Source organism: Pseudomonas sp. NFPP04 (assembly GCF_900113815.1).
Taxonomy (GTDB): Bacteria; Pseudomonadota; Gammaproteobacteria; order Pseudomonadales; family Pseudomonadaceae; genus Aquipseudomonas; species Aquipseudomonas extremorientalis.
In genome coordinates, this window is the sequence record NZ_FOQS01000003.1 from 328044 (window position 1) to 349549 (window position 21506).

Annotated in this window: 20 protein-coding genes; 15 read left to right on the top strand and 5 right to left on the bottom strand. The window is 60.7% G+C overall.

Annotated elements, in window-relative coordinates; translation table 11 throughout:
- Window positions 1-89 precede the first annotated feature (89 nt).
- Window positions 90-974, bottom strand: a complete 885-nt coding sequence (locus BM017_RS08855; RefSeq protein ID WP_092242999.1) for a DMT family transporter — start codon at window positions 972-974, stop codon at window positions 90-92.
- Window positions 975-1073: 99 nt separating this feature from the next.
- A complete protein-coding gene (locus tag BM017_RS08860) occupies window positions 1074-1823 on the bottom strand; it encodes a helix-turn-helix transcriptional regulator (RefSeq protein WP_071491297.1) in 750 nt (249 codons plus the stop codon).
- 137 nt (window positions 1824-1960) lie between these two features.
- On the opposite strand from BM017_RS08860, the gene BM017_RS08865 reads away from it, so the two are divergent.
- Window positions 1961-2770, top strand: coding sequence for a UDP-2,3-diacylglucosamine diphosphatase (locus tag BM017_RS08865; protein ID WP_071491296.1), 810 nt, complete (start codon window positions 1961-1963; stop codon window positions 2768-2770).
- A 61-nt stretch (window positions 2771-2831) separates the two neighbouring features.
- Here BM017_RS08865 and BM017_RS08870 read toward each other — a convergent pair whose 3' ends face one another.
- From BM017_RS08870 to phhA, 3 genes are all read right to left on the bottom strand, one after another.
- The gene (locus tag BM017_RS08870; RefSeq protein ID WP_092243003.1) at window positions 2832-4025 is read right to left on the bottom strand and encodes an amino acid aminotransferase; all 1194 of its coding nucleotides are present in this window, start codon (window positions 4023-4025) and stop codon (window positions 2832-2834) included.
- A complete protein-coding gene (locus BM017_RS08875; RefSeq protein WP_010208721.1) occupies window positions 4025-4381 on the bottom strand; it encodes a 4a-hydroxytetrahydrobiopterin dehydratase in 357 nt (118 codons plus the stop codon). The genes BM017_RS08870 and BM017_RS08875 overlap by 1 nt, the downstream gene beginning before the upstream one ends.
- Window positions 4382-4478: 97 nt before the next feature.
- Window positions 4479-5270 carry a phenylalanine 4-monooxygenase gene (phhA, locus tag BM017_RS08880; protein WP_092243009.1) on the bottom strand — a complete coding sequence of 264 codons (792 nt, stop codon included), beginning with the start codon at window positions 5268-5270 and terminating at the stop codon, window positions 4479-4481.
- A 257-nt stretch (window positions 5271-5527) separates the two neighbouring features.
- On the opposite strand from phhA, the gene BM017_RS08885 reads away from it, so the two are divergent.
- The 14 genes from BM017_RS08885 to BM017_RS08950 all read left to right on the top strand — a co-directional run bounded on the left by BM017_RS08885 (window position 5528) and on the right by BM017_RS08950 (window position 21407).
- Window positions 5528-7090, top strand: a complete 1563-nt coding sequence (locus BM017_RS08885) for a sigma-54-dependent transcriptional regulator (RefSeq protein WP_071491293.1) — start codon at window positions 5528-5530, stop codon at window positions 7088-7090.
- 247 nt (window positions 7091-7337) lie between these two features.
- A complete protein-coding gene (locus tag BM017_RS08890; protein WP_058424922.1) occupies window positions 7338-8078 on the top strand; it encodes a flagellar basal body rod protein FlgF in 741 nt (246 codons plus the stop codon).
- 58 nt (window positions 8079-8136) lie between these two features.
- Window positions 8137-8922: a flagellar basal-body rod protein FlgG gene (gene flgG / locus BM017_RS08895; RefSeq protein ID WP_025855853.1), complete on the top strand. Its 786-nt coding sequence runs from the start codon at window positions 8137-8139 to the stop codon at window positions 8920-8922.
- A 53-nt stretch (window positions 8923-8975) separates the two neighbouring features.
- Window positions 8976-9671 carry a flagellar basal body L-ring protein FlgH gene (flgH, locus tag BM017_RS08900; protein ID WP_015885208.1) on the top strand — a complete coding sequence of 232 codons (696 nt, stop codon included), beginning with the start codon at window positions 8976-8978 and terminating at the stop codon, window positions 9669-9671.
- Between the two features lie 27 nt (window positions 9672-9698).
- Complete coding sequence (locus BM017_RS08905) at window positions 9699-10787, top strand: flagellar basal body P-ring protein FlgI (protein ID WP_033901075.1); 1089 nt, start codon at window positions 9699-9701, stop codon at window positions 10785-10787.
- A 4-nt stretch (window positions 10788-10791) separates the two neighbouring features.
- On the top strand, window positions 10792-12063 hold the full coding sequence (flgJ, locus tag BM017_RS08910) for a flagellar assembly peptidoglycan hydrolase FlgJ (RefSeq protein WP_092243012.1): 1272 nt from the start codon (window positions 10792-10794) through the stop codon (window positions 12061-12063).
- Between the two features lie 10 nt (window positions 12064-12073).
- The gene (flgK, locus tag BM017_RS08915; protein WP_092243015.1) at window positions 12074-14128 is read left to right on the top strand and encodes a flagellar hook-associated protein FlgK; all 2055 of its coding nucleotides are present in this window, start codon (window positions 12074-12076) and stop codon (window positions 14126-14128) included.
- A 14-nt stretch (window positions 14129-14142) separates the two neighbouring features.
- A complete protein-coding gene (locus BM017_RS08920) occupies window positions 14143-15744 on the top strand; it encodes a flagellar hook-associated protein 3 (protein WP_092243017.1) in 1602 nt (533 codons plus the stop codon).
- A gap of 276 nt (window positions 15745-16020) precedes the next feature.
- Window positions 16021-16950 (top strand): ketoacyl-ACP synthase III, encoded by a 930-nt coding sequence (locus BM017_RS08925; RefSeq protein ID WP_058424918.1) that lies wholly within the window; start codon window positions 16021-16023, stop codon window positions 16948-16950.
- A 266-nt stretch (window positions 16951-17216) separates the two neighbouring features.
- Window positions 17217-18632 (top strand): flagellin N-terminal helical domain-containing protein, encoded by a 1416-nt coding sequence (locus BM017_RS08930; protein ID WP_092243322.1) that lies wholly within the window; start codon window positions 17217-17219, stop codon window positions 18630-18632.
- A gap of 74 nt (window positions 18633-18706) precedes the next feature.
- The gene (locus BM017_RS08935) at window positions 18707-19057 is read left to right on the top strand and encodes a flagellar protein FlaG (protein ID WP_092243020.1); all 351 of its coding nucleotides are present in this window, start codon (window positions 18707-18709) and stop codon (window positions 19055-19057) included.
- A gap of 81 nt (window positions 19058-19138) precedes the next feature.
- Entirely contained in the window at window positions 19139-20539 is a 1401-nt protein-coding gene (gene fliD / locus BM017_RS08940; protein ID WP_092243022.1) for a flagellar filament capping protein FliD, read from the top strand.
- Between the two features lie 140 nt (window positions 20540-20679).
- Entirely contained in the window at window positions 20680-21084 is a 405-nt protein-coding gene (gene fliS / locus BM017_RS08945) for a flagellar export chaperone FliS (RefSeq protein ID WP_058424915.1), read from the top strand.
- A 26-nt stretch (window positions 21085-21110) separates the two neighbouring features.
- Window positions 21111-21407 carry a flagellar protein FliT gene (locus BM017_RS08950; RefSeq protein ID WP_071491286.1) on the top strand — a complete coding sequence of 99 codons (297 nt, stop codon included), beginning with the start codon at window positions 21111-21113 and terminating at the stop codon, window positions 21405-21407.
- Window positions 21408-21506: the final 99 nt, after the last annotated feature.

The following is a 21506-nucleotide window of genomic DNA, read 5'->3' on the forward strand; positions in this document are numbered from 1 at the left end:
CAGCAACTTCAGAACACACCCAGGCTGTCATCGAGCTGTCGGATATCCGTTGAACGACTGCTGACTGTTGCGGATGTTTAAAGTATAGATCAGGCCGTTGCAGTGGGCTGTTTGGCCTGGCTGGCGCTGCCCATCAACCCCGACAGCACAATGGCGACGATGATCAGTGCGCCGCCCAGGAGCATGCGCAGCGTCGGCGTTTCGGCAAACAGCAACCAGGCGGCGGTGATGCCGTAGACCGGCTCCATGGCAAATACCACCGAAGCCGTGCGCGCCTTGATCACCGCCAGGCTGGCGACAAACAGGCTGTGGGCCAGGCCCGTGCAGAACACGCCGAGCAAACCGATCCATAGCCAGTCGATTGCCCGTACCTCGGTCAACCCCGGTGCCGCCACCGGCAACAGGCAAACCGCGACCACCACGTTCTGGCACAACGCCGCCTGCACTGCGGGGATGCGGCCGGAGCTGGCGCGGTTGTTCAGCGATAACAGTGAAAACAACAGCCCCGAGGCGATCCCCCAGAGCAAGCCGCCCGTGGCTTCGCTGGCGAGGTTGAAGTCTGGGGTGACCAGCACCAGCCCGACGCTGACCAGCGCCACCAGTACAATTTCGTTGGTGCGGATCCGCTCGCGGAAAATCAGCCCTTCGAGGATTACGGTAAACGCCGGGAACGCGGTGAAGCCCAAGGTTGCGACGGCCACACCGGCTACCTTGACGGCAATAAAGAAGGTCACCCAGTGCGCCGCCAGCAACACACCGCTCACCAGCAGCCGGCGCCAGTCGCGCAGCTCCAGTATCTTCCACGCCGTGTTGCTGGCGAACCGCGCAAACACCGCCAGGGCCACCACGGCAAACGCCGCGCGACCAAACACGATGATGGCTGGCGAAGCGGCCGCGAGTTTGCCGAATACGCCGGTAAGGCCAAACATCAATGCGCCGATATGCAGGGCGCCGAGGGCTGAGCGGGGAGTCATTGCGATCCTTGAGACAAGCGGGTGGCAAGTGCGCAGTCTAGTGGGTCGCCGGTGCGGATGTCTGTCGTGCGGCTCGCGTTTTTTATCGCAGGACTCTTCCTACGCGTTGCGTCGCAAAGCCCCCGGCGACGCGCCAAACTCACGCAGCATCGCGGCAGCAAAGGCGCTTTGCGAGGTGTAGCCGACGCGATCGGCGATGTCGCCGATGGGCAACGGCGTTTGGCGCAGCAGGTCCAAGGCCATGTGCAGGCGCCGACTGCGGATGTAGTCCATCGGCGTTTGTCCGCATTCGGCGATGAAGCGGGCATGCAAGCGTGCCACCGACAGGTCGGCGATGCGCGCCAGGTCCGCCACCTGCAGCGGGTGCGCAAGGTGGCGCTCGATGTGCGCATTGAACGCCGCGTACGGCAGACGCCGTGCCGAAAGGGGTTGGGCCTGGGGATGATTGAGACTGGCCAATAACAGCACGGCGCCTTGCTGGACGATCAGCGGGTCATCCACCGGGCTGTGCGCCAGCCATTGCACCAACTGGTTCTGCCGCGTATCCAGGGCCAGCCGCGCCGGTTGGTCGAGCAAGCGGCGGCTGGCGTCGGCATGTTCGCCCAGCGATTGCAGCAACCAATGCTCGGTGGGCACATCCAGCACCAGGCAGCGGCTGCCATCACGGCTGCCGCACGCATGGTGGGCGGAGAAGGGCAGCACCATCACGCTGCTTTCGCGGACCTGGCTGCCACGCCCATCGACTTCCAGGTCCAGGTGACCGGACAGGCCGAACACCAACTGCGCATGATCATGGCTGTGGGCGAGGGGCGCTTCGAGGTAATGGCGCAGGGTGAGGGCGGGTCCCATAGTGGTCTCCATGCTGGCAAGCCGGCAGTCTACAACGCTTTGCGGCCGGCAGGCGCTGTCATCAGACTGACGCACAGTTGTCATGGGCTATTAATCGCCAGGGCGCAAGCTCGCGAAAACACCGTCGAGGGATGCCCATGACCAGTGCCGAGTTCACCAAGCCCAGCCGCAAGCAACGGGTGCGTACCCTGTGGATTTCCGATGTGCACCTGGGCACGCGGGATTGCCAGGCTGAGCATCTGTCGCAGTTCCTCAAGGGCTATCACGCCGACAAGGTCTACCTGGTGGGCGATATCATCGACGGTTGGAAACTGCGTGGCGGCATGTATTGGCCCCAGGCTCACACCAACGTGATCCGTCGCCTGCTGACCATGGCCAAGCGCGGCACCGAGGTGATCTACGTCACCGGTAACCACGATGAATTCCTGCGCCGTTATTCCAAGCTGATCCTGGGCAATATCCAACTGGTAGACGAAGCCATTCATGTGACTGCCGACGGCCGCCATCTGTTGGTGATCCACGGCGACCAGTTCGACGTGATCACCCGCTATCACCGCTGGCTGGCATTCCTCGGCGATTCGGCCTACGAATTCACCCTCACGCTCAACCGCTGGCTGAACCATTGGCGGGCGCGCTATGGCTATGGCTATTGGTCGCTGTCGGCGTACCTCAAGCACAAGGTCAAGACGGCGGTGAATTTCATCAGTGATTTCGAAGAAGCCATCGCCCACGAAGTGACCAAGCGCGAGCTGCACGGGGTGGTCTGCGGGCATATTCATCATGCGGAGATCCGCAAGGTGGGCGAGGTGGACTACCTCAACTGCGGGGATTGGGTGGAGTCGTGCACGGCATTGATCGAGCACTGGGATGGGAGTATCGAGTTGTATCGGTTGGCGGATGCGCAGGCCAGGGAAGCGCAGCTCAAGGCCGAAATGGTCGCGGGCTGAAGTTGCACACAAGTCAGATGTGGGAGGGGCAAGCCCTCTCCCACATTCATTCCGGGTTTCGTCAGCGGGAAACGTCGGCGATGGCTTCGGCCAGCAGCGTCAACCGCGTCGCATCAATCCCGGCCACATTCGCCCGGCCAGAACTCACCATATACACGCTGTGTTTCTCCCGCAGTTGTGTAACCTGCCCGGCACTCAGGCCGGTATAGGAAAACATCCCACGCTGTGCGCCAATGTGCGCAAACCGCTCCGACAGACCATGGGGTGCCAACGCCTCCACCAGCCCGGAACGCAGGTGCGCGATCCGCGAGCGCATGGCCTCGACCTCGTCGCTCCACTGCTTTTTCAGCTCGGCATCACCCAGGATCGTCGCCACCACCGCCGCACCATGGTCTGGCGGCGTCGACCACAGGTTGCGCGCCGTGTTCGCCAGTTGGCTGCGCACATCCGTCAGCTTCTCGGCATCCGCTGCGCACACGATCAGCGCGCCGACACGGTCGCTGTACAAGCCGAAGTTTTTCGAGCAGGAGCTGGTGACCAGCACTTCCGGCAACTCGGCCGCGAACAGTCGCACCGCCCAGGCATCCTGCTCCAGGCCATCGCCAAAGCCCTGGTAGGCGAAGTCGATCAGCGGCAGCAGTTGGCGCTCGCGCACGATCTTCAGCACCTGGCGCCAGTCATCCTGGGACAGGTCAAAACCGGTCGGGTTGTGGCAGCAGGCGTGCAGCAGCACGACATCGCCCCGGGGCATGCTGGACAAAGTGGCGAGCATCGCCGTCACGTCCAGGCGATTGTCGGCACCCACGTAGGGGTAATGACTGACCTGGAGGCCGGCCTTGGCGAAGATGGTTTCGTGGATCGGCCAGGTCGGGTTGCTCAGCCACACGCCACGGCCCGGTAGGTTTTGCGCAATAAAGTCGGCGCTCAAACGCAGGGCACCGGTGCCGCCTGGGGTCTGGGTGGCGCCGGCACGACGGTCGCGCAGCAGCGGGGAGTCGGCGCCGAGCACCAGTTCGCTGATCAGCTTGCCAAATGCGGCATTGCCGTGGCCGCCGATGTAGGTCTTGGTGGTTTGCGTATCAACCAGGCGCTGTTCGGCCAGTTTCACCGAGTGCGGAATCGGCGTCAGGCCCTGGTCGTCCTTGTAGACGCCCACGCCCAGGTCGAACTTGTTCGGGTTGGCGTCCTGGGCGTACAGGTCCATCAGCCCGAGGATCGGGTCGCCGGGTACGCGGCCAATGGCATCGAAGTGCATTACTTGCGGCCCTCGGCGTCCTTGGCCACTTCGTCGGTGCGGGCGGCCATGATGAAGTCGTTGCGATGCAGGCCCTTGATGGAGTGGCTCCACCAGGTCACGGTGACTTTGCCCCACTCGGTGAGCAGGCCAGGGTGATGGCCTTCGGCTTCGGAGATTTCACCCATGGCGTTGGTGAAGGCCAGGGCGAACTTGAAGTTCTTGAACAGGAAAACCTTTTCCAGTTGCATCACGCCGTCGCGGACTTCGATGTTCCAGTCAGGGATCTGCTTGAGCAGTACCGGCAGTTCTTCATCGCTGACTTGCGGGGCATCGGCGCGGCAGGCTTCGCAATGGGCTTGGTTCAAGGTGGTCATGATGGTGTCCTGAATTCGAGTGTTTGAAGATCAGTAGCGTCACCCTAAAGCAACGCGCGGCCAGGGAACAGACTCACCTGGCCTGAAGATGTAAGGTTCAAGCCGCTTTGGGTTTCGGTGGAAACTTCGGCGCGTGCAGACCCAACTGCATACCGCGTTCGACCATGCCCATGATGTCTTCCTGCGCCACTTCGAACAGGCGCTTCAGATTGGGCAACACGAAATACAACGGTTGCAGGATGTCGATGCGGTACGGCGTGCGCATGGCTTCCAGCGGGTCGAACACCTGGTGTTCGGGCTCGGACGACAGGCTGTACACGGTCTCCTTGGGCGATGACAGAATGCCGCCGCCGTAGATGCGCCGACCTGCGGGCGTGTCCACCAGGCCGAATTCGATGGTCATCCAGTACAGGCGCGCCAGATACACCCGTTGCTCCTTGGTGGCCGCCAGGCCGAGCTTGCCGTAGGTGTGGGTGAATTCGGCGAACCAGGGGTTGGTCAGCAGCGGGCAGTGGCCGAAAATCTCGTGGAAAATATCCGGCTCTTGCAGGTAGTCCAGTTCTTCGCGGGTACGAATAAAGGTCGCCACTGGAAACTGTTTGCTGGCGAGCAATTCGAAGAAGGTCTGGAAGGGTATCAGCGCCGGCACACGGGCGACCTGCCAGCCGGTAGTCTCGGCCAGCACCTTGTTGATTTCACCCAGTTGCGGGATGCGATCGTGTGGCAGGCCGAGCTTGTCAATGCCGTCCAGGTATTCCTGGCAGGCGCGACCCTCGATCACCTTCAACTGGCGAGTGATCAGGGTGTTCCACACCGCGTGTTCTTCCGGCGGGTAGTGGATAAAACCTTGCGCGTCGGGCTCGCGGGCCACGTACTGCGTCTGCTTCATACGGCTCTCCTGCTAGGCATTCGTTCTTGTTATGTCCTGCGATGAGCCTATTGATAACCCGGACGAGGCCGGATTCCATCTGTTTAAAACGCCTTGGCGTAGGAAAACTTACCATTTTCCGTAAAGTATTCGTTACGCTTGTGGGGCTGGCCGTTGCATTGGGCTGGGAAAGTCACTCCGCCTGTCACATAATCTTGACGACTATCTGCGCCCAGCGACAAAAAGACGCGGCGCTTCCCCACTTTTCGGGCCTCTTCATGCGTATCAAAGTGCACTGCCAGAACCGCATTGGCATCCTGCGGGACATCCTCAATCTGCTGGTGGAATACGGCGTCAACGTCGCCAAGGGCGAGGTCGGTGGGGAGCATGGCAACGCCATTTACCTGTACTGCCCGAACCTGGTGAACATGCAGTTTCAGGCCCTGCGCCCGCAATTCGAGGCGATTGCCGGGGTGTTTGGCGTCAAAAGAGTCGGGCTGATGCCCAGCGAGCGCCGGCATATGGAACTCAATGCACTGCTGGGCGCCCTGGAGTTTCCGGTGTTGTCCATCGACATGGGCGGCTCCATCGTCGCCGCCAACCGCGCGGCGGCGCAGTTGCTCGGGGTGCGGGTGGATGAAGTGCCGGGCATTCCGTTGTCGCGCTATGCCGAGGACTTCGACTTGCCGGAGCTGGTGCGCGCGAGCAAGTCGCGGATCAACGGCCTGCGGGTCAAGGTCAAGGGCGACGTGTTCCTGGCGGACATCGCGCCGCTGCAATCCTCCGAGCATGACGACAGCGAGGCCATGGCCGGTGCTGTATTGACCCTGCACCGCGCCGACCGCGTCGGTGAGCGCATCTACAACGTGCGCAAGCAGGAACTGCGCGGCTTCGACAGCATCTTCCAGAGTTCCAAAGTCATGGCCGCGGTGGTGCGCGAAGCCCGGCGCATGGCGCCACTGGACGCGCCGCTATTAATAGAAGGCGAAACCGGCACCGGCAAGGAACTGCTGGCGCGGGCCTGTCACCTGGCCAGCCCGCGTGGGCAATCGCCGTTGATGGCGCTCAACTGCGCCGGCCTGCCTGAGTCGATGGCCGAAACCGAGTTGTTCGGCTACGGTCCTGGCGCGTTTGAGGGCGCGCGGGCCGAAGGCAAGCTCGGCCTGCTGGAGCTGACGGCGGGCGGTACGTTGTTTCTCGACGGTGTAGGGGAAATGAGCGCGCGCTTGCAGGTGAAACTGCTGCGCTTTTTGCAGGACGGTTGCTTCCGTCGCGTCGGCAGCGATGAAGAGGTGTACCTAGATGTGCGGGTGATCTGCGCCACCCAAGTGGATTTGTCCGAGCTGTGCGCCCGTGGCGAATTTCGCCAGGACCTTTATCACCGCCTCAATGTGCTGTCCCTGCATATCCCGCCGTTGCGCGAATGCCTGGACGGCCTGGCGCCGCTGGTCGAGCACTTTCTCGACCAGGCCAGCCGACAGATCGGTTGCCCGCTGCCCAGGTTGGCGCCCGCCGCAATGGAGCGCCTCAGTCATTACCACTGGCCAGGCAATGTGCGGCAGTTGGAAAACGTGCTGTTCCAGGCGGTGTCGTTGTGCGACGGCGGGACGGTCAAGGTCGAGCACATCCGGTTGCCGGACTATGGCGTGCGTCAGCCACTTGGCGATTTTTCGCTGGAGGGTGGCCTGGAAGAAATTGTCGGGCGGTTCGAGAAGGCGGTGCTGGAAGCCTTGTACGCCGAGCATCCCAGCAGTCGGCAGATGGGCAAGCGCCTGGGGGTGTCGCACACCACCATCGCCAATAAGCTGCGCGACTACGAAATCCTCAAGACCGATAAATAACCCAATGTGGGAGGCGGCAAGCCCCCTCCCACATTTGATCTTTGTCGTTTTCAAGGACGGGGCTTGCCGCAGGCGGCAGTAGTCCGCCGTTTTTTCGACTCGCGCTCAATGCGGAATTCACCCCACCTCACGGCAAACCCCCGCCCCGCCTGCACTTCTCGCTATTTTCAAAAGTTGGTTCGCAAATTGCTTAAGCCTCATCAGTACAGCGGTGGGCGGCAAGCGTCCGTCAGAAAGAGGAAGAAGCGTGGACAAGTACCTTTATGTGGCAATGACCGGCGCCAGCCAGAATGCTCTGGCGCAGAAGGCCCATGCCAACAACCTGGCGAACATTTCCACCAATGGTTTCCAACGTGACCTGGAGCAGGCGCGTTCGATGCCGGTGTTCGGTGACAGCTTTCCGGCGCGGGCGTTTGCCATGACCGAGCGTCCGGCCACCGACTTCACCCCTGGCGCCATGATCGAGACCGGCCGTGACCTGGACGTGGCCGTCAACGGTGACGGCTGGATGGCCGTGCAGACGCCTGATGGCAGCGAAGCCTACGTGCGCAGCGCCAGCATGAACGTCGATGCGTTGGGCGTGCTGCGCGCCGGCAACGGCATGCCGATCATGGGCAACGGTGGCCCGATTGCCGTGCCGCCCCAGCAGAAAATCGAAGTGGGTGCCGACGGCACCATCAGCATCCGCGCCATGGGCGAAGGCCCGCGGGTGATGGCCGAAGTGGACCGCATCAAGCTGGTCCAGCCGGACCTGAAGAACATGAATAAAGGCCTCGACGGCACCATCCACACCAAGGATGGCCAGCCGGCCCAGGCCGACGCGAACGTCAAGCTGACCTCGGGCTTCCTGCAGGCGAGCAACGTCAATGCCGTGGAAGAGATGACTGCGGTGCTGGCGCTTTCCAAGCAGTTCGAGCTGCACATCAAGATGATGAACAGCGCTAAAGAAGACGATCAGGCCATGACACGCGTCATGCAGATGAGCTGATCCAACACACTAATTTTGCGGCGCAGCGCCAACAAACAGGCGCACGAAGGAGAACAGCATGCTTCCGGCTCTATGGGTTGCCAAAACAGGTCTGTCCGCCCAGGACACCAACCTGACCACCATTTCCAACAACCTGGCCAACGTGTCGACCACGGGTTTCAAACGTGACCGTGCCGAGTTCCAGGACTTGCTCTATCAGATCAAGAAGCAGCCAGGCGCCCAGTCGACCCAGGACAGCGAACTGCCGTCCGGCCTGCAATTGGGTACCGGTGTGCAGATCGTCGGCACCCAGAAGAACTTCAGCGCCGGTAACCTGCAGCAGACCGGCCAGCCGCTGGACATGGCCATCAACGGCCGTGGTTTCTTCCAGATCCTGCAACCGGACGGCACTACTTCCTACACCCGTGACGGTACTTTCCATCTGGACTCCAACGGCCAGATCGTGACCGCCAACGGTTTCGCCCTGGAGCCGGCCGTGATCGTTCCAGCCGACGCCAAGACCTTCACCGTCGGTAACGACGGTACCGTGTCGATCACCGTGGCCGGCAACCCCGCGTCGCAAGTGATCGGCAACCTGCAGACCGCCGACTTCATCAACCCGGCGGGCCTGCAGGCAATGGGCAACAACCTGTTCCTGGAAACCGCCTCCAGCGGCGCGCCGCAAATCGGCACCCCTGGCTTGAACGGCTTCGGCACCACGCTGCAAAGCACCCTGGAAACCTCCAACGTGAGCACCGTTGAGGAGATGGTCAACATGATCACCACCCAACGCGCCTACGAGATGAACTCCAAGGTGATCTCCACCGCCGACCAGATGCTTTCGTTCGTAACGCAGAATCTGTAATCAAGTCTATGGGGCGCTCTTGACGGCGCCTGCAACACCGTGAGGTAAGGGTCATGAATCGCTATGTTTCTGTTCTGGCATTGAGTGGGATTGCCGTGCTTGCGGGCTGTGTCGCCCCGACGCCAAAACCCAATGACCCGTACTACGCGCCGGTGTTGCCACGCACGCCGTTGCCGGCGGCGGCCAACAATGGCTCGATCTACCAGGCCGGTTTCGAACAGAACCTGTACAGCGACCGCAAAGCGTTCCGGGTCGGTGACATCATCACCATTACCCTGAACGAGAAGACCCAGGCCAGCAAGAACGCCAACTCCCAGGTGGGCAAGACCAGCAAGACCGGTATCGGCCTGACCTCGTTGTTCGGTGCCGTGCCCAACACCAACAACCCGCTGGGCGATGGCGACCTGAGCCTGAGCGCCGGCTACAGCGGTGATCGTGCCACCAACGGCAAGAGTTCGGCGGGGCAGGGCAACAGCCTGACCGGTTCGATCACCGTTACCGTGGCCGATGTGCTGCCCAACGGCATCATCGCCGTGCGCGGTGAAAAGTGGATGACCCTCAACACCGGTGACGAGCTGGTGCGCATTGCCGGCATGGTCCGTGCCGATGACATCTCCACCGACAACACTGTGCCGTCCACACGGATTGCCGATGCACGCATTACCTACTCGGGTACGGGTTCGTTTGCTGATGCAAGCCAGCCGGGCTGGTTCGACCGTTTCTTCCTTAGCCCGCTGTTCCCTTTCTAGGTGGCCACTTTGAACTTCAAACAGCTGATGGCGGCCGCACTCCTGCTTTCCTTGAGCGCTGTCGCCCAGGCCGAGCGCCTGAAGGACATCGCCAGCATCTCCGGCGTGCGTTCCAACCAGTTGATCGGCTACGGCCTGGTGGTGGGGCTCAACGGTACGGGTGACCAGACCACCCAGACCCCGTTCACCCTGCAGACCTTCAACAACATGCTCTCGCAGTTCGGCATCAAGGTGCCGGCGGGGTCGGGCAACGTGCAGCTTAAAAACGTCGCGGCAGTGTCGATCAGCGCCGACCTGCCGGCGTTCTCCAAACCGGGCCAGGTGGTGGACATCACCGTGTCGTCCATTGGTAACTCGAAAAGCCTGCGCGGCGGCACATTGCTGATGACGCCGCTCAAGGGTATCGACGGCAACGTCTACGCCATCGCCCAGGGCAACCTGGTGGTAGGCGGGTTTGACGCCGAAGGTCGCGACGGTTCGAAGATCACCGTCAACGTGCCGTCGGCCGGGCGTATCCCGGGCGGCGCCACGGTTGAACGTACCGTGCCAAGTGGTTTCAACCAGGGCAACAGCCTGACCCTGAACCTCAACCGTTCCGACTTCACCACCGCCAAGCGCGTGGTCGACAAGATCAACGACATGCTCGGCCCGGGCGTGGCCCAGGCCATCGACGGCGGCTCGATCCGTGTGACGGCGCCGCTGGACCCGAGCCAGCGCGTCGACTACCTGTCGATCCTGGAAAACCTTGAAGTCGACCCTGGCCAGGCCGTGGCCAAAGTCATCATCAACTCGCGCACCGGCACCATCGTGATCGGCCAGAACGTCAAGGTCTCGCCAGCCGCCGTGACCCACGGCAGCCTGACCGTGACCATCACCGAAGACCCGATCGTCAGCCAGCCTGGGCCGTTGTCCAACGGCCAGACGGCGGTGGTGCCGCGTTCGCGGGTGAATGCCCAGCAAGAAGCCAAGCCGATGTTCAAGTTCGGCCCTGGCACCACCCTGGACGAGATTGTCCGCGCGGTGAACCAGGTGGGCGCAGCGCCCGGCGACTTGATGGCGATCCTCGAAGCATTGAAACAGGCCGGCGCCTTGCAAGCCGACCTGATCGTGATCTGAGGCCATGGTCATGGATATGCGCAAGAGCGGGATCAGCAGCACGGCGGATTCGGGGTCTTACTCCGACCTGAACCGGCTTAACCAGCTCAAGGTCGGTGCCGACAAGAACAGCGAAGGCAACATGCGCAAGGTCGCGCAGGAGTTCGAATCGCTGTTCTTGAGCGAGATGCTCAAGTCCATGCGTTCGGCTACCGAGGCGCTGGGTAAAGACAATCCGATGAACACGCCGGCCGCCAAGCAGTACCAGGAAATGTACGACCAGCAGCTGGCCGTCTCGATGTCCCGCGAAGGCGGTGGCATCGGCCTGGCCGACGTGCTGATGCGCCAGATGCAGAAAAACAAACCGGTGGAGGCCCAGGCCGCCACCTTGCAAGGTCCGGCGGCTGCCGAGCCTGCGAAGAAGGTCGACGTGCCGACGGAAATCGCGGCAGGCACCCAGGCCGAAGGGCCGCTGGGCCGCTCCAATGGCCAGCGTCCGTTGTGGGCGTACCGCGTGGCTGAACCGCAGGTCGGCGCTGCGGCGTCCCACAGCAATGACATGGAGCTGATGAACCAGCGTCGCATCGCCTTGCCGAGCAAGCTGACCGATCGCCTGCTGGCCGGCATCGTGCCCAACGCGCCCGTTGCTATCGATGCCAAAAGCGCGCCGCTGCGTAACAGCGTGGCCGACGACAACGTGATCAACAGCAGCGCGCGCACCTTCGCCGTGCCGAGCGGGCGCATGCAGGTGTACGGTCGCGCCGTGGCCCAGCCACCCTTGGCGCCGGCGAAGAAGGCCTTCAGTTCGCAGGATGAATTTGTCGCCACCATGTTGCCGATGGCCAAGGCCGCCGCGGCGCGCATCGGTGTCGATCCGAAGTACCTGGTGGCCCAGGCTGCCCTGGAAACCGGTTGGGGTAAATCGGTGATGCGCGCCGAAGACGGTAGCAGCAGCCACAACCTGTTCGGCATCAAGGCCGGCCAGAGTTGGCAGGGCGGCCAGGCACGTGCGATCACCAGCGAGTTCCGGGATGGGGCGATGGTCAAGGAAACGGCGCAGTTCCGTTCCTACGCCTCATACCAGGACAGCTTCCACGACCTGGTGACCTTGCTGCAAAGCAATGATCGCTATAAAGAAGTCATCAAATCGGCCGACAACCCGGAACAGTTTGTCCGCGAGTTGCAAAAAGCCGGTTACGCCACCGACCCGGCCTATGCCAGCAAGATTTCGCAGATCGCCAAAACGATGGACAGTTACCAGAATTACGCTGCCGCTGGCGCAACCACACATTTATAAGGTCTGAACCATGAGTTTGCTCAGTATCGGGATGTCAGGGCTCAATGCCTCTCAAGGATCGCTGTCGGTCTTGAGTAATAACATTGCCAACGCCAATACTCCGGGTTATTCGCGTCAGCAGACCACCCAGAACGCCAGTGCGGCCAACCAGTACGGTGGTGTGTACATCGGCAGCGGTACCACCCTGGCCGATGTGCGCCGGGTGTATAACGAGTTTCTCGACGCGGCGTACCAGAACAGCACCTCGCTCAACAGCGATGCCAAGGCTTACCTCGACCAGGTCAGCGCTGTCGACAAGACCCTGTCGGACAAGACCACCGGTATGTCGGCTGTGCTCAGTGAGTTCTTCTCGGCCGTGCAGACTGCCTCGGGCAACCCGAGCGATGTCTCGGCCCGCCAGGTGTTGATCACCAAGGCGCAGACGCTGAGCAATCGCTTCAACTCGATCTCTACACAGTTGGGCCAGCAGAAAGAAACCATCAACAGCCAGCTGTCGTCGATGAGCGACCAGGTCAACAAGCTGACGTCGTCCATTGCCTCGCTCAACAAGCAGATCGCCCAGGTGCAGGGTTCGTCGAACACGGCCCCGGCCAACCTGTTGGACGCGCGTGCCGAAGCCGTGCGTTCGCTGAACGAATTGGTCGGCGTGACCGCCACCGAGAAGAATGGCATCTTCAGCGTCAGCACCGGTTCCGGCCAGTCGCTGGTATTGGGTGACCAGTTCAACACCATCTCCGCCGTACCGAGCAAGAACGACACCAGCCAGTTCACCATCCAGCTCAACGTGGGCGGCGGTGAGTCGCTCGATCTGGGCAACGTGCTCAGCGGCGGTAGCATCGGCGGTCTGTTGCGTTATCGCAGCGATGTCCTGATGCCTGCCATCAATGACTTGGGGCGCATCGCCATCGCCACCGCAGATACCATCAACAACCAGTTGGGCCAGGGCCTGGACCTCAACGGCCAGTTCGGCAGCTCGCTGTTCAAGGACATCAACAGCGCCGCGGCCATTGCCCAGCGCAGCCAGGCTTCGGGTGGCAACAGCGCGGGTTCCGGCAACCTGAACGTGTCGATCAAGGACAGCAGCAAGCTGACCAATTTCGATTACAAGGTCACCTTCAACGACAGCGCCAACCCGAACAACGTCACCGTGGTGCGTTCCGATGGCAAGGCCATGGGGACCTTTGACGTCACCGCCACGCCACCGGCCGTGATCGATGGTTTCACGTTGGCGCTCGACGGCAAGGGGCCGATGGCTACCGGGGACAGCTTCAAGGTCAGCCCGACCGCCAATGGTGCCAAGGACATTGGCACCGTGATGACGGATCCGAACAAGATCGCTTTTGCCGCGCCACTATCCGGGCAGGCCAGTAAGACCAACGAAGGTACCGGCACGTTTACCCCGCCGACTCTGACGGTGCCTTTGGATATCCAGGGCGGCGCCGCCACTGCCCAGTTGCGCACGGGGATTGAACATTCGATGCCGGTGAAGATGGTATTCGGCAAGCCGGCAGCCGACGGCACCCAGCCGTATACACTCAATGATGCCCAGGGCAACCCGATCGGCACCGGCAGCATTGTTCCGGGGCAGGGCAACAAGGTCACTATCAACGTGCCGATGCGCGATGCCAACGGTGCCCTGGTGGTGCCGGCCAAGAGCTTCAGTTTCGACACCACGGTGGGCGGTTCGCCGGCCAACGGCGACAGCACGACGTTCTCGTTCAATGCCTCCGGCAAGTCCGATAACCGCAACGCCCTTGAGCTGCTCGGCCTGCAAACCAAGGCGACCATCGGCACGGCCGCCGATGGCACCGGCGGCACCAGCCTCGTAGGGGCCAATAGCAAGTTGGTATCTACCGTCGGCGCGAAAGCGGCGGCTGCCGGTACAGACAGCACGGCGACGAACGCATTGCTGACCGCCAACAAGAACGCGCGCAACTCGGTGTCCCAGGTCAACCTGGACGAAGAGGCGGGCGACATGATCAAGTTCCAGCAGTACTACACGGCATCGTCGCAGATCATCAAGGCTGCGCAAGAAACCTTCAGCACATTGATCAATAGTCTTTAAGGGAGCCTGGGACGATGCGTATTTCTACACAGCAGTATTTCGAGACCAGTTCCGCCAAGTATTCGGATAACTATTCGGGTGTGGTGAAGGCCCAGGACCAGGCCAGCTCCGGCGTGCGTGTACAGACCGCCGCGGATGATCCTGTGGCGGCGGCGCGGTTGTTGATGCTGCAGCAGCAGAAAGACATGGTGGCCCAGTCCACTGGCAACATCACCAGCTTGAAAAACTCGCTGACTAACGAAGAGAGTGTTTTAGGTGCGATCAGTGAAGCCATGCAGCGGGCCACGGAGCTGGCACTCAAGGCCGGTGGTGTCGGCAGTGATGCCGATCGTCGCTCGATTGCCAGTGAGGTCGGTGCGATTGAAGATCAGGTCCTGGGCCTGCTCAACAGCAAGGACTCGGCCGGCAACTACTTGTTTTCCGGCTCCAAGACCCAGACGCCGCCGTATGCGCGCAACAACGATGGCACCTACAGCTACCAGGGGGATGAAACCCCGCTGAGCCTGCAGATTTCCAATACGCTGAATGTCAGCGCGGGTGATACCGGCAAGACCATCCTTGAAGGCGCGGCCAACGCCGGTCGCACCCAGGCCCCCTGGGTTGCGCCGAACCCGCAGACCGTGCCGCCTACGGTCAATGACCACAAGGTGGCGCTTTCGGCCGGGCTGGTGACATCGAGCGGCGACTACGCCAACAAATTCGCCGACGGCCAGCCTTACAAGCTGACCTTTACCAGCAGCACGCAATACAAGGTGTCTGACAAGAACGGCAATGACGTGACTTCCGAGATACCGGGCAATGGTACGTTCGACGCCACCAAGGAAGGCAGCACCAGCGTTGCACTGCGGGGGGTGAAGTTCGATATCACCATGAACCTCGGGGACGTGGCGCCGGGCGCCAACTCCGATGCGTTGGTCAAGGACCGTACCTTCAGCCTGGAGGCCAAGCCGGACACGTTCAGCGTCTCGCGTACGCCGAGCAATCTATCGAGCGCACAGCTGACCGGCGCCCAGGTTACCAATCAGGCGGACTATGCCAGCACGTTCCCGTCCAACAGCGGGGCGATCATCAAGTTCACCAGCGCGACGGCCTATGAGGTGTATGCCCAGCCCTATTCGAGCGCCAGCAAGGCGATCGCCACCGGCGATACCGGCGGCGGTACCACGGTGACGGCGGCCGGCGTGACGTTTGACGTGAGCAGCGGCCCGCCACAGCCAGGCGATCAGTTCTCTGTGGGTGCCAATACCCAGAAGACCCAGAATGCGCTGGATACCCTGGGCCAGTTGCGCAAGGCGCTGGAGGCGCCGGCCGACGGCAACCCGGCAGCGACGGTCAAGCTCAAGGATGCCATGAACTCGGCCATCGCCAACCTGGCCAATTCGATGTCCCAGATCGTCAATGTGCGGGGTTCCGTCGGGGCGCGGCAGAATGCCTTGGAGATCCAGGCCAGTGAGAACTCAAGCATCAGCATTGCCACGACCAGCACGATGAGTGATCTGGCCAACATCGACATGGGTGAAGCGGCCATCAACCTGGCGCTGCAGCAAACCATGCTGCAAGCCTCCCAGCTGGCCTTCGTGAAAATCTCGCAGTTGAGCCTGTTCAACAAGATGTAAGTGGCTTCACGTCAAGCGGCCCGCCCTGGAAACACGGCGGGCCGTTGTCGTTTCTGGGGTTTAATTGTTTGAAGGTTTTGCATAAAGCACACACAATTGAGTGACCTGTGAGTCATAAAGCGCATCTTCACTGTATCGTGTGAAAAGGATAAGTCGTCACAGGGTCCTTACGTGGCGGCTTTCAGCGAGATTTTTATGGGGTTATCCCCTTTATTGTCAGCACTCCGGGCGTAGTCCCAGGGGTGTTCTCCAGCTATTTAGTATTGGGAAGCCACAATGATTGGCATAAAAAGCATCGCCAGTTACGTGCCGGCAGACGGGATCGATAACTACGCCCAGGGTGCCAAATTCGCCAAGGATGAAGAATTCATCATTGGCAAGATCGGGTCGGCGTTCCTGCCGCGCAAGGAAGCCGCGCAGGAAACTTCCGATCTGTGTGTCGAGGCGGTCAACGCTTTGTTTGCCAACAACCCGGATTTGAAGCGCGAGTCGATCGACGCGCTGATCGTCGTCACCCAGAACGGTGATGAAGAGGGCTTGCCCCACACGGCGGCCATCGTCCAGGACAAGCTCGGCCTGCCGACCCACGTCGCGGCCTTTGATATCTCCCTGGGTTGTTCCGGTTACGTCTACGGCATCTATGCGATGAAGGGCTTCATGGAAGCCGCCGGCTTGAAAAACGGCCTGCTGGTCACCGCTGACCCGTATTCCAAGATCGTCGACCCGGAAGACCGCAACACCACCATGCTGTTCGGCGATGCCGCTACGGCTACCTGGATGGGCGAAGACGCGCCGTGGTTGCTCGGCAAGTCCAAGTTCGGCACCGACGGTTCCGGCGCCCCGCACCTTAAAGTCAGTGACGGCGTGTTTTTCATGAACGGTCGCCAGGTGTTCAATTTCGCCTTGCTCAAGGTGCCGGCGCATTTGCACGAGCTGCTCGATGAGTCGGACCTCAAGGCCGACGATATCGATGCCTTCTGCATTCACCAGGGCAGTGCGGCGATTGTCGATGCCGTGGCGCGTCGTTTTGAAGATGCGCCGGTGGACAAGTTCATCAAGGACATGGTCGAGACCGGTAACACGGTGTCGTCGAGCATTCCGCTGCTGCTGGAAAAGCATGTGATGGACGCCACCTGGAAACGCGTGGCCATCAGCGGTTTTGGTGTGGGCCTGTCGTGGGGCTCGGCGATTCTCTATCGCCCGTGACACCTTGAACCGCTAGCACAAAAAAACGCCGATGCTCGAAAGAGCATCGGCGTTTTTTATTTGGCGCCAGAAAAGCCAATGAAATCGGGCTTTTTTGCCTGCGTAAGCCCTTGAATTACAAGGGGTGGCACGACGCCAGCAAAAAAATCGAAAAAAATCCTCAAGCAACCGGCTACCACGACGATAACTATTACGTAGGTTCTCAGGCCACACCCGGCGGTTGCCAGGGCCGGAAGCCGCAGTATCCATCCAACGAGGATTTCGTCATGGCTTTAACAGTAAACACCAACATTGCTTCGATCACTACTCAGGGCAACCTGAACAAAGCTGGCGGCGCCCTGGCCACTTCCATGCAGCGCCTGTCTTCCGGCCTGCGTATCAACAGCGCTAAAGACGACGCCGCCGGCCTGGGTATCGCCAGCCGTATGACCAGCCAGATCAACGGCCTGGGTCAAGCTGTAAAGAACGCCAACGATGGTATCTCCATCGCGCAGACCGCTGAAGGCGCAATGCAGGCTTCGACCGACATTCTGCAAAAAATGCGTACCCTGGCTCTGTCCTCGGCTACCGGCTCCCTGAGCTCCGACGACCGTAAGTCGAACAACGACGAATACCAGGCTCTGACTTCGGAACTGACCCGTATCGCCCAAACCACTACTTTCGGTGGCCAGAAGCTGCTGGACGGTTCGTACGGTACCAAGTCGATCCAGGTTGGCGCCAACGCTAACGAAACCATCAACCTGTCCCTGGATAACGTTGCTGCCAACAATATCGGTTCGCAGCAGGTGAAGAGCATCGGCATCACTCCAGGTGCTGGTGTAGCTGGCGGCGCAATCGCAGTGACCGGTAACGGCCAGACTAGCAGCGTCACTGTTGCTGCTGCTGCTTCCGCTAAAACCATCGCTGCCCAGCTGAACGGCGCCGTCGGTGGCCTGAGCGCTACCGCCAGCACTGAAGCTCAGTTCGTAGTCGGCGCCGGTGCTGCTACCGCTCCAGCTTCGTTCACCATGACCGTTGGCGGCCAAGCCACCACGTTCGTTGGCGTAAAAGACACTGCCAGCCTGGCTGACCAACTGAAGTCGAACTCCGCCAAACTGGGTATCAGCGTTAACTACGACGAGTCCAAAGGCACTCTGTCGGTTAAATCCGACACCGGTGAAAACCTGGCCTTCAGCGCTTCGACCGCTGCCGGCACCATCACTGTTGCCACCAAAGACGGTTCGGGCGCTTACGGTACTGCTACCGCCCTGGCTGACGGCATCATCGCTACCGGTGCAGTGAACCTGGACTCCGCCAAGGGTTACTCCCTGGAAGGCGCTGGTGTGACCGGTGTCTTCGGTGCCGCTACTTCGGCTGCTTCGACCAAGACCTCCGTATCGCAAACTGACGTGACTGACGCCACCAAGGCCCAGAACGCTGTGTCCGTGATCGACCAGGCTATCGCTACCATCTCCAGCTCCCGTTCGGGCCTGGGTGCGGTACAGAACCGTCTGACCAGCACTGTGGACAACCTGTCCAACATCCAGAAAAACAGCACCGCTGCTCGTTCCACCATCCAGGACGTCGACTTCGCTTCCGAAGCCGCTGAACTGACCAAGCAGCAAACCCTGCAGTCGGCTTCCACTGCGATCCTGTCGCAGGCTAACCAACTGCCATCCGCTGTACTGAAGCTGCTTCAGTAATAGCGACGCGTGGTGAATGACGGAAGGGCGCGTTTACGTGCCCTTTCGTCTTTTCCAATCAGAGGAGATTGGGCATGGACATGAGTGTAAAACTGAACTTGTCTTATCCGCCGCTGGCCCCTCAAGGCACTCCGGCACCTGTGGTTGCGGATAAAGACAAGACTAAGGTTGAAGCGGCCGCGCCAACCGCAGGCAAGTCCCAAAAGGACAGCCTGGAAAAAGCGGTCACCGATATTAAAGAATTCGTACAAGCGGCCCAGCGCAACCTGGACTTTTCCATTGACGATTCTACCCATAGGGTCGTAGTCAAGGTCATTGCCACCGACACCGGTGAAGTGATCCGACAGATTCCTTCGGAAACGGCCTTGAAACTGGCACAGAGTCTGGCCAGCGCCAGTCATGTGTTGTTTGACGACAAGGCGTGAACTGGCATGAAACTTGTTGCTGTCACCCCTTGAAGCGCTAGTCGTCAAGATAACGGCAGCCACCGGAACAGGAGAAAGATGATGGCGGGTACAACGATTACCGGCGTGGGGTCGGGTTTCGACACTCAGGCGATTGTGAAATCCCTGGTGGATGCCGAGCGAGCGCCGAAACAGGCTCAGATCAACCTCCAGTCGCAAAAGGCAACCACCCAGCTGTCGTCGATCGGCAAGATCCAGGCAGCCCTGGACGCCTTCCGGGGTGCGCTGACCAGCATGGGCACCGATAACAGCTTCAGTGGCTTGACCGGTACGTCTTCGGACGAGAAGGTCGCCACCATGACGGCCAACCAGGGTGCGGCGAGCGGTAGCTTCTCGCTGGTCGTCAACCAGTTGGCGACGCCGTCGAAGCTGTCGACCAAGAGTTTCACTGGCGGCCAGTCGACGGTCGTGAACAGTGGCACCACCCCAACGACGCTGACGATCAGCCAGTCGGGCAAGAACTTCGACCTGAAGGTGCCGGCCGGCGCGACCCTGCAACAGGTGCGTGACTCAATCAACTCGCAGTTCGGCACCGCAGGCCTGAGTGCCAACATCCTCACCGACTCCAACGGTTCGCGTCTTATCCTGACCTCCACCAATGCTGGTGTTGGTTCCGATCTGACGATGTCGGGCAACTCGGGGATTGATACCGGTTACACGGTGGTCAGCGAGCCGAAGAACGCCAAGTACACCATTGACGGTATTGCTGCAGAGTCCAAGACCAACAGCATCACGGATGCAGTGAGTGGTGTAAGTATCAAGTTGCTCTCTGTGTCGCCCTTGACCACGCCTTCGGATACCGCGTCTACGGCTCGCAATGCTTTGACCATCTCCGTCTCCACCAGCACCACCGCCCTCAAGTCCGGGGTCAAAGGCTTCGTCGACACCTACAACGCCCTGCTCAAGGCGATGAACGCCGAGACCAAGGTGACCAAGGATGCCGCCGGTAACTCCGTCGCCGCCACCTTGACCGGCGACTCGACCATGCGCACCTTGCAGGCGGCGATCCGCAACGAGTTCAACGCCCTGTCCGGCAACGGCACCTTGAAGTCCCTGGCGCAATTCGGTGTGACGACTGACCGCGACACCGGTGCGCTGAGCATTGATGCCAAGCAGTGGGACAAGGCTGTGCTGACCAACGCTGCCGATATCAACAGTATCTTCAGCGGCAAGACCGGCCTGCTCGCGCGCCTGACGGCGGCGACCGATGGCTATGCCAAGGCCACCACCGGGATCCTGGCGACGCGTTCAACGTCGTTGTCCGACAGCCTTAAAGACCTCAACAAGCAGCAAGTTGCGTTGGATGAACGCCTCACCACCATGCAAGACTCCTTGACCCGCAAGTACACCGCCATGGATACGCTGGTGGCGCAACTGCGCCAGCAGAGCAGCAGTATCCTGGGTACGCTCAGCGCGCTGAGTAACGCCCAGAAAAGCAGCTGATTGATGGCTGATGAAAAAGCCCAGGTCCATTGACCTGGGCTTTGTTCTTCATAGTGCCGTCGGGTTAAAGTTTTTTGCGACCCAGTCGACATAATGGTTACTGCAACCCTTCTCGCTGTTGCCTGTCACGAGGTAGAAACATGAATCCCATGAGAGCCCTTCGCCAATACCAGAAGGTCAATTCCCATGCCCAGATCTCTGAAGCCAGCCCGCACCGCCTGGTGCAAATGCTGATGGAGGGCGGGCTCGACCGCATGGCGCAGGCCAAAGGTGCGTTGGCGCGTGGCGATATCGCCGCAAAGGGCCTGATGCTGGGCAAGGCCGCCGACATCCTCATCGGGCTTCGTGATGGCCTGAGCGCGGAAAAAAGCGACAACAAGGAATACGTTCAGCAACTGGAAGGTCTGTATGTGTACATGACCAACCGTTTAATGGAAGCCAATCTGCACAACGACGCCGACATGATCGACGAAGTCGCCCGTTTGCTGATTACCGTGAAAGAAGGCTGGGATGCCATCGGCGCGCCACAAGGCGCTGCACAATAAGGCCAAGCGGCCTTGAGGAACACGTCATGAGCCAAGCATTGCAACGCATTGATGAAACCCGTGAGGCGCTGATGGGCGCGCTGGCGGACCGCAACTGGGACGCCATCGGCGAACTGGACCTGGGCTGTCGTCATGTCATCGACGAGGTACTCAGCGAAGCGCCGGTAGACGAGGATGCGTTGCGCGAAAAGCTTGAGGGGCTGCTGGCGGTTTACCAGCAATTGCTCGAGGTGACGACGGGTGAGCGGCAGGCGATTTTCGAAGAGATGTCGCAGATCAACCAAGCGAAAAATGCGTCAAAGGTTTACCATCTGTTCGGCTGAAGAGCCGCAGTTGGTCCGATGGGCGCGTCATATATTTGACTGTGCCAGCATTTTTGACTTAACTAGTGCTGTTTTCAGATTTCAGACGTCTAGTAAGGT

Bases quoted from the DNA above. Each gene is read 5' to 3' on its own strand.
- BM017_RS08920 (WP_092243017.1), top strand. From the start codon at position 14,143: ATGCGTATTTCTACACAGCAGTATTTCGAGACCAGTTCCGCCAAGTAT.
- BM017_RS08875 (WP_010208721.1), bottom strand. From the start codon at position 4,381: ATGACCACCTTGAACCAAGCCCATTGCGAAGCCTGCCGCGCCGATGCC.
- fliS (WP_058424915.1), top strand. From the start codon at position 20,680: ATGAATCCCATGAGAGCCCTTCGCCAATACCAGAAGGTCAATTCCCAT.
- BM017_RS08870 (WP_092243003.1), bottom strand. From the start codon at position 4,025: ATGCACTTCGATGCCATTGGCCGCGTACCCGGCGACCCGATCCTCGGG.
- BM017_RS08905 (WP_033901075.1), top strand. From the start codon at position 9,699: ATGGCGGCCGCACTCCTGCTTTCCTTGAGCGCTGTCGCCCAGGCCGAG.
- BM017_RS08865 (WP_071491296.1), top strand. From the start codon at position 1,961: ATGACCAGTGCCGAGTTCACCAAGCCCAGCCGCAAGCAACGGGTGCGT.
- flgH (WP_015885208.1), top strand. From the start codon at position 8,976: ATGAATCGCTATGTTTCTGTTCTGGCATTGAGTGGGATTGCCGTGCTT.
- flgK (WP_092243015.1), top strand. From the start codon at position 12,074: ATGAGTTTGCTCAGTATCGGGATGTCAGGGCTCAATGCCTCTCAAGGA.
- BM017_RS08950 (WP_071491286.1), top strand. From the start codon at position 21,111: ATGAGCCAAGCATTGCAACGCATTGATGAAACCCGTGAGGCGCTGATG.
- flgJ (WP_092243012.1), top strand. From the start codon at position 10,792: ATGGTCATGGATATGCGCAAGAGCGGGATCAGCAGCACGGCGGATTCG.
- BM017_RS08855 (WP_092242999.1), bottom strand. From the start codon at position 974: ATGACTCCCCGCTCAGCCCTCGGCGCCCTGCATATCGGCGCATTGATG.
- BM017_RS08935 (WP_092243020.1), top strand. From the start codon at position 18,707: ATGGACATGAGTGTAAAACTGAACTTGTCTTATCCGCCGCTGGCCCCT.
- phhA (WP_092243009.1), bottom strand. From the start codon at position 5,270: ATGAAGCAGACGCAGTACGTGGCCCGCGAGCCCGACGCGCAAGGTTTT.
- fliD (WP_092243022.1), top strand. From the start codon at position 19,139: ATGGCGGGTACAACGATTACCGGCGTGGGGTCGGGTTTCGACACTCAG.
- BM017_RS08925 (WP_058424918.1), top strand. From the start codon at position 16,021: ATGATTGGCATAAAAAGCATCGCCAGTTACGTGCCGGCAGACGGGATC.
- BM017_RS08860 (WP_071491297.1), bottom strand. From the start codon at position 1,823: ATGGGACCCGCCCTCACCCTGCGCCATTACCTCGAAGCGCCCCTCGCC.
- BM017_RS08885 (WP_071491293.1), top strand. From the start codon at position 5,528: ATGCGTATCAAAGTGCACTGCCAGAACCGCATTGGCATCCTGCGGGAC.
- flgG (WP_025855853.1), top strand. From the start codon at position 8,137: ATGCTTCCGGCTCTATGGGTTGCCAAAACAGGTCTGTCCGCCCAGGAC.
- BM017_RS08930 (WP_092243322.1), top strand. From the start codon at position 17,217: ATGGCTTTAACAGTAAACACCAACATTGCTTCGATCACTACTCAGGGC.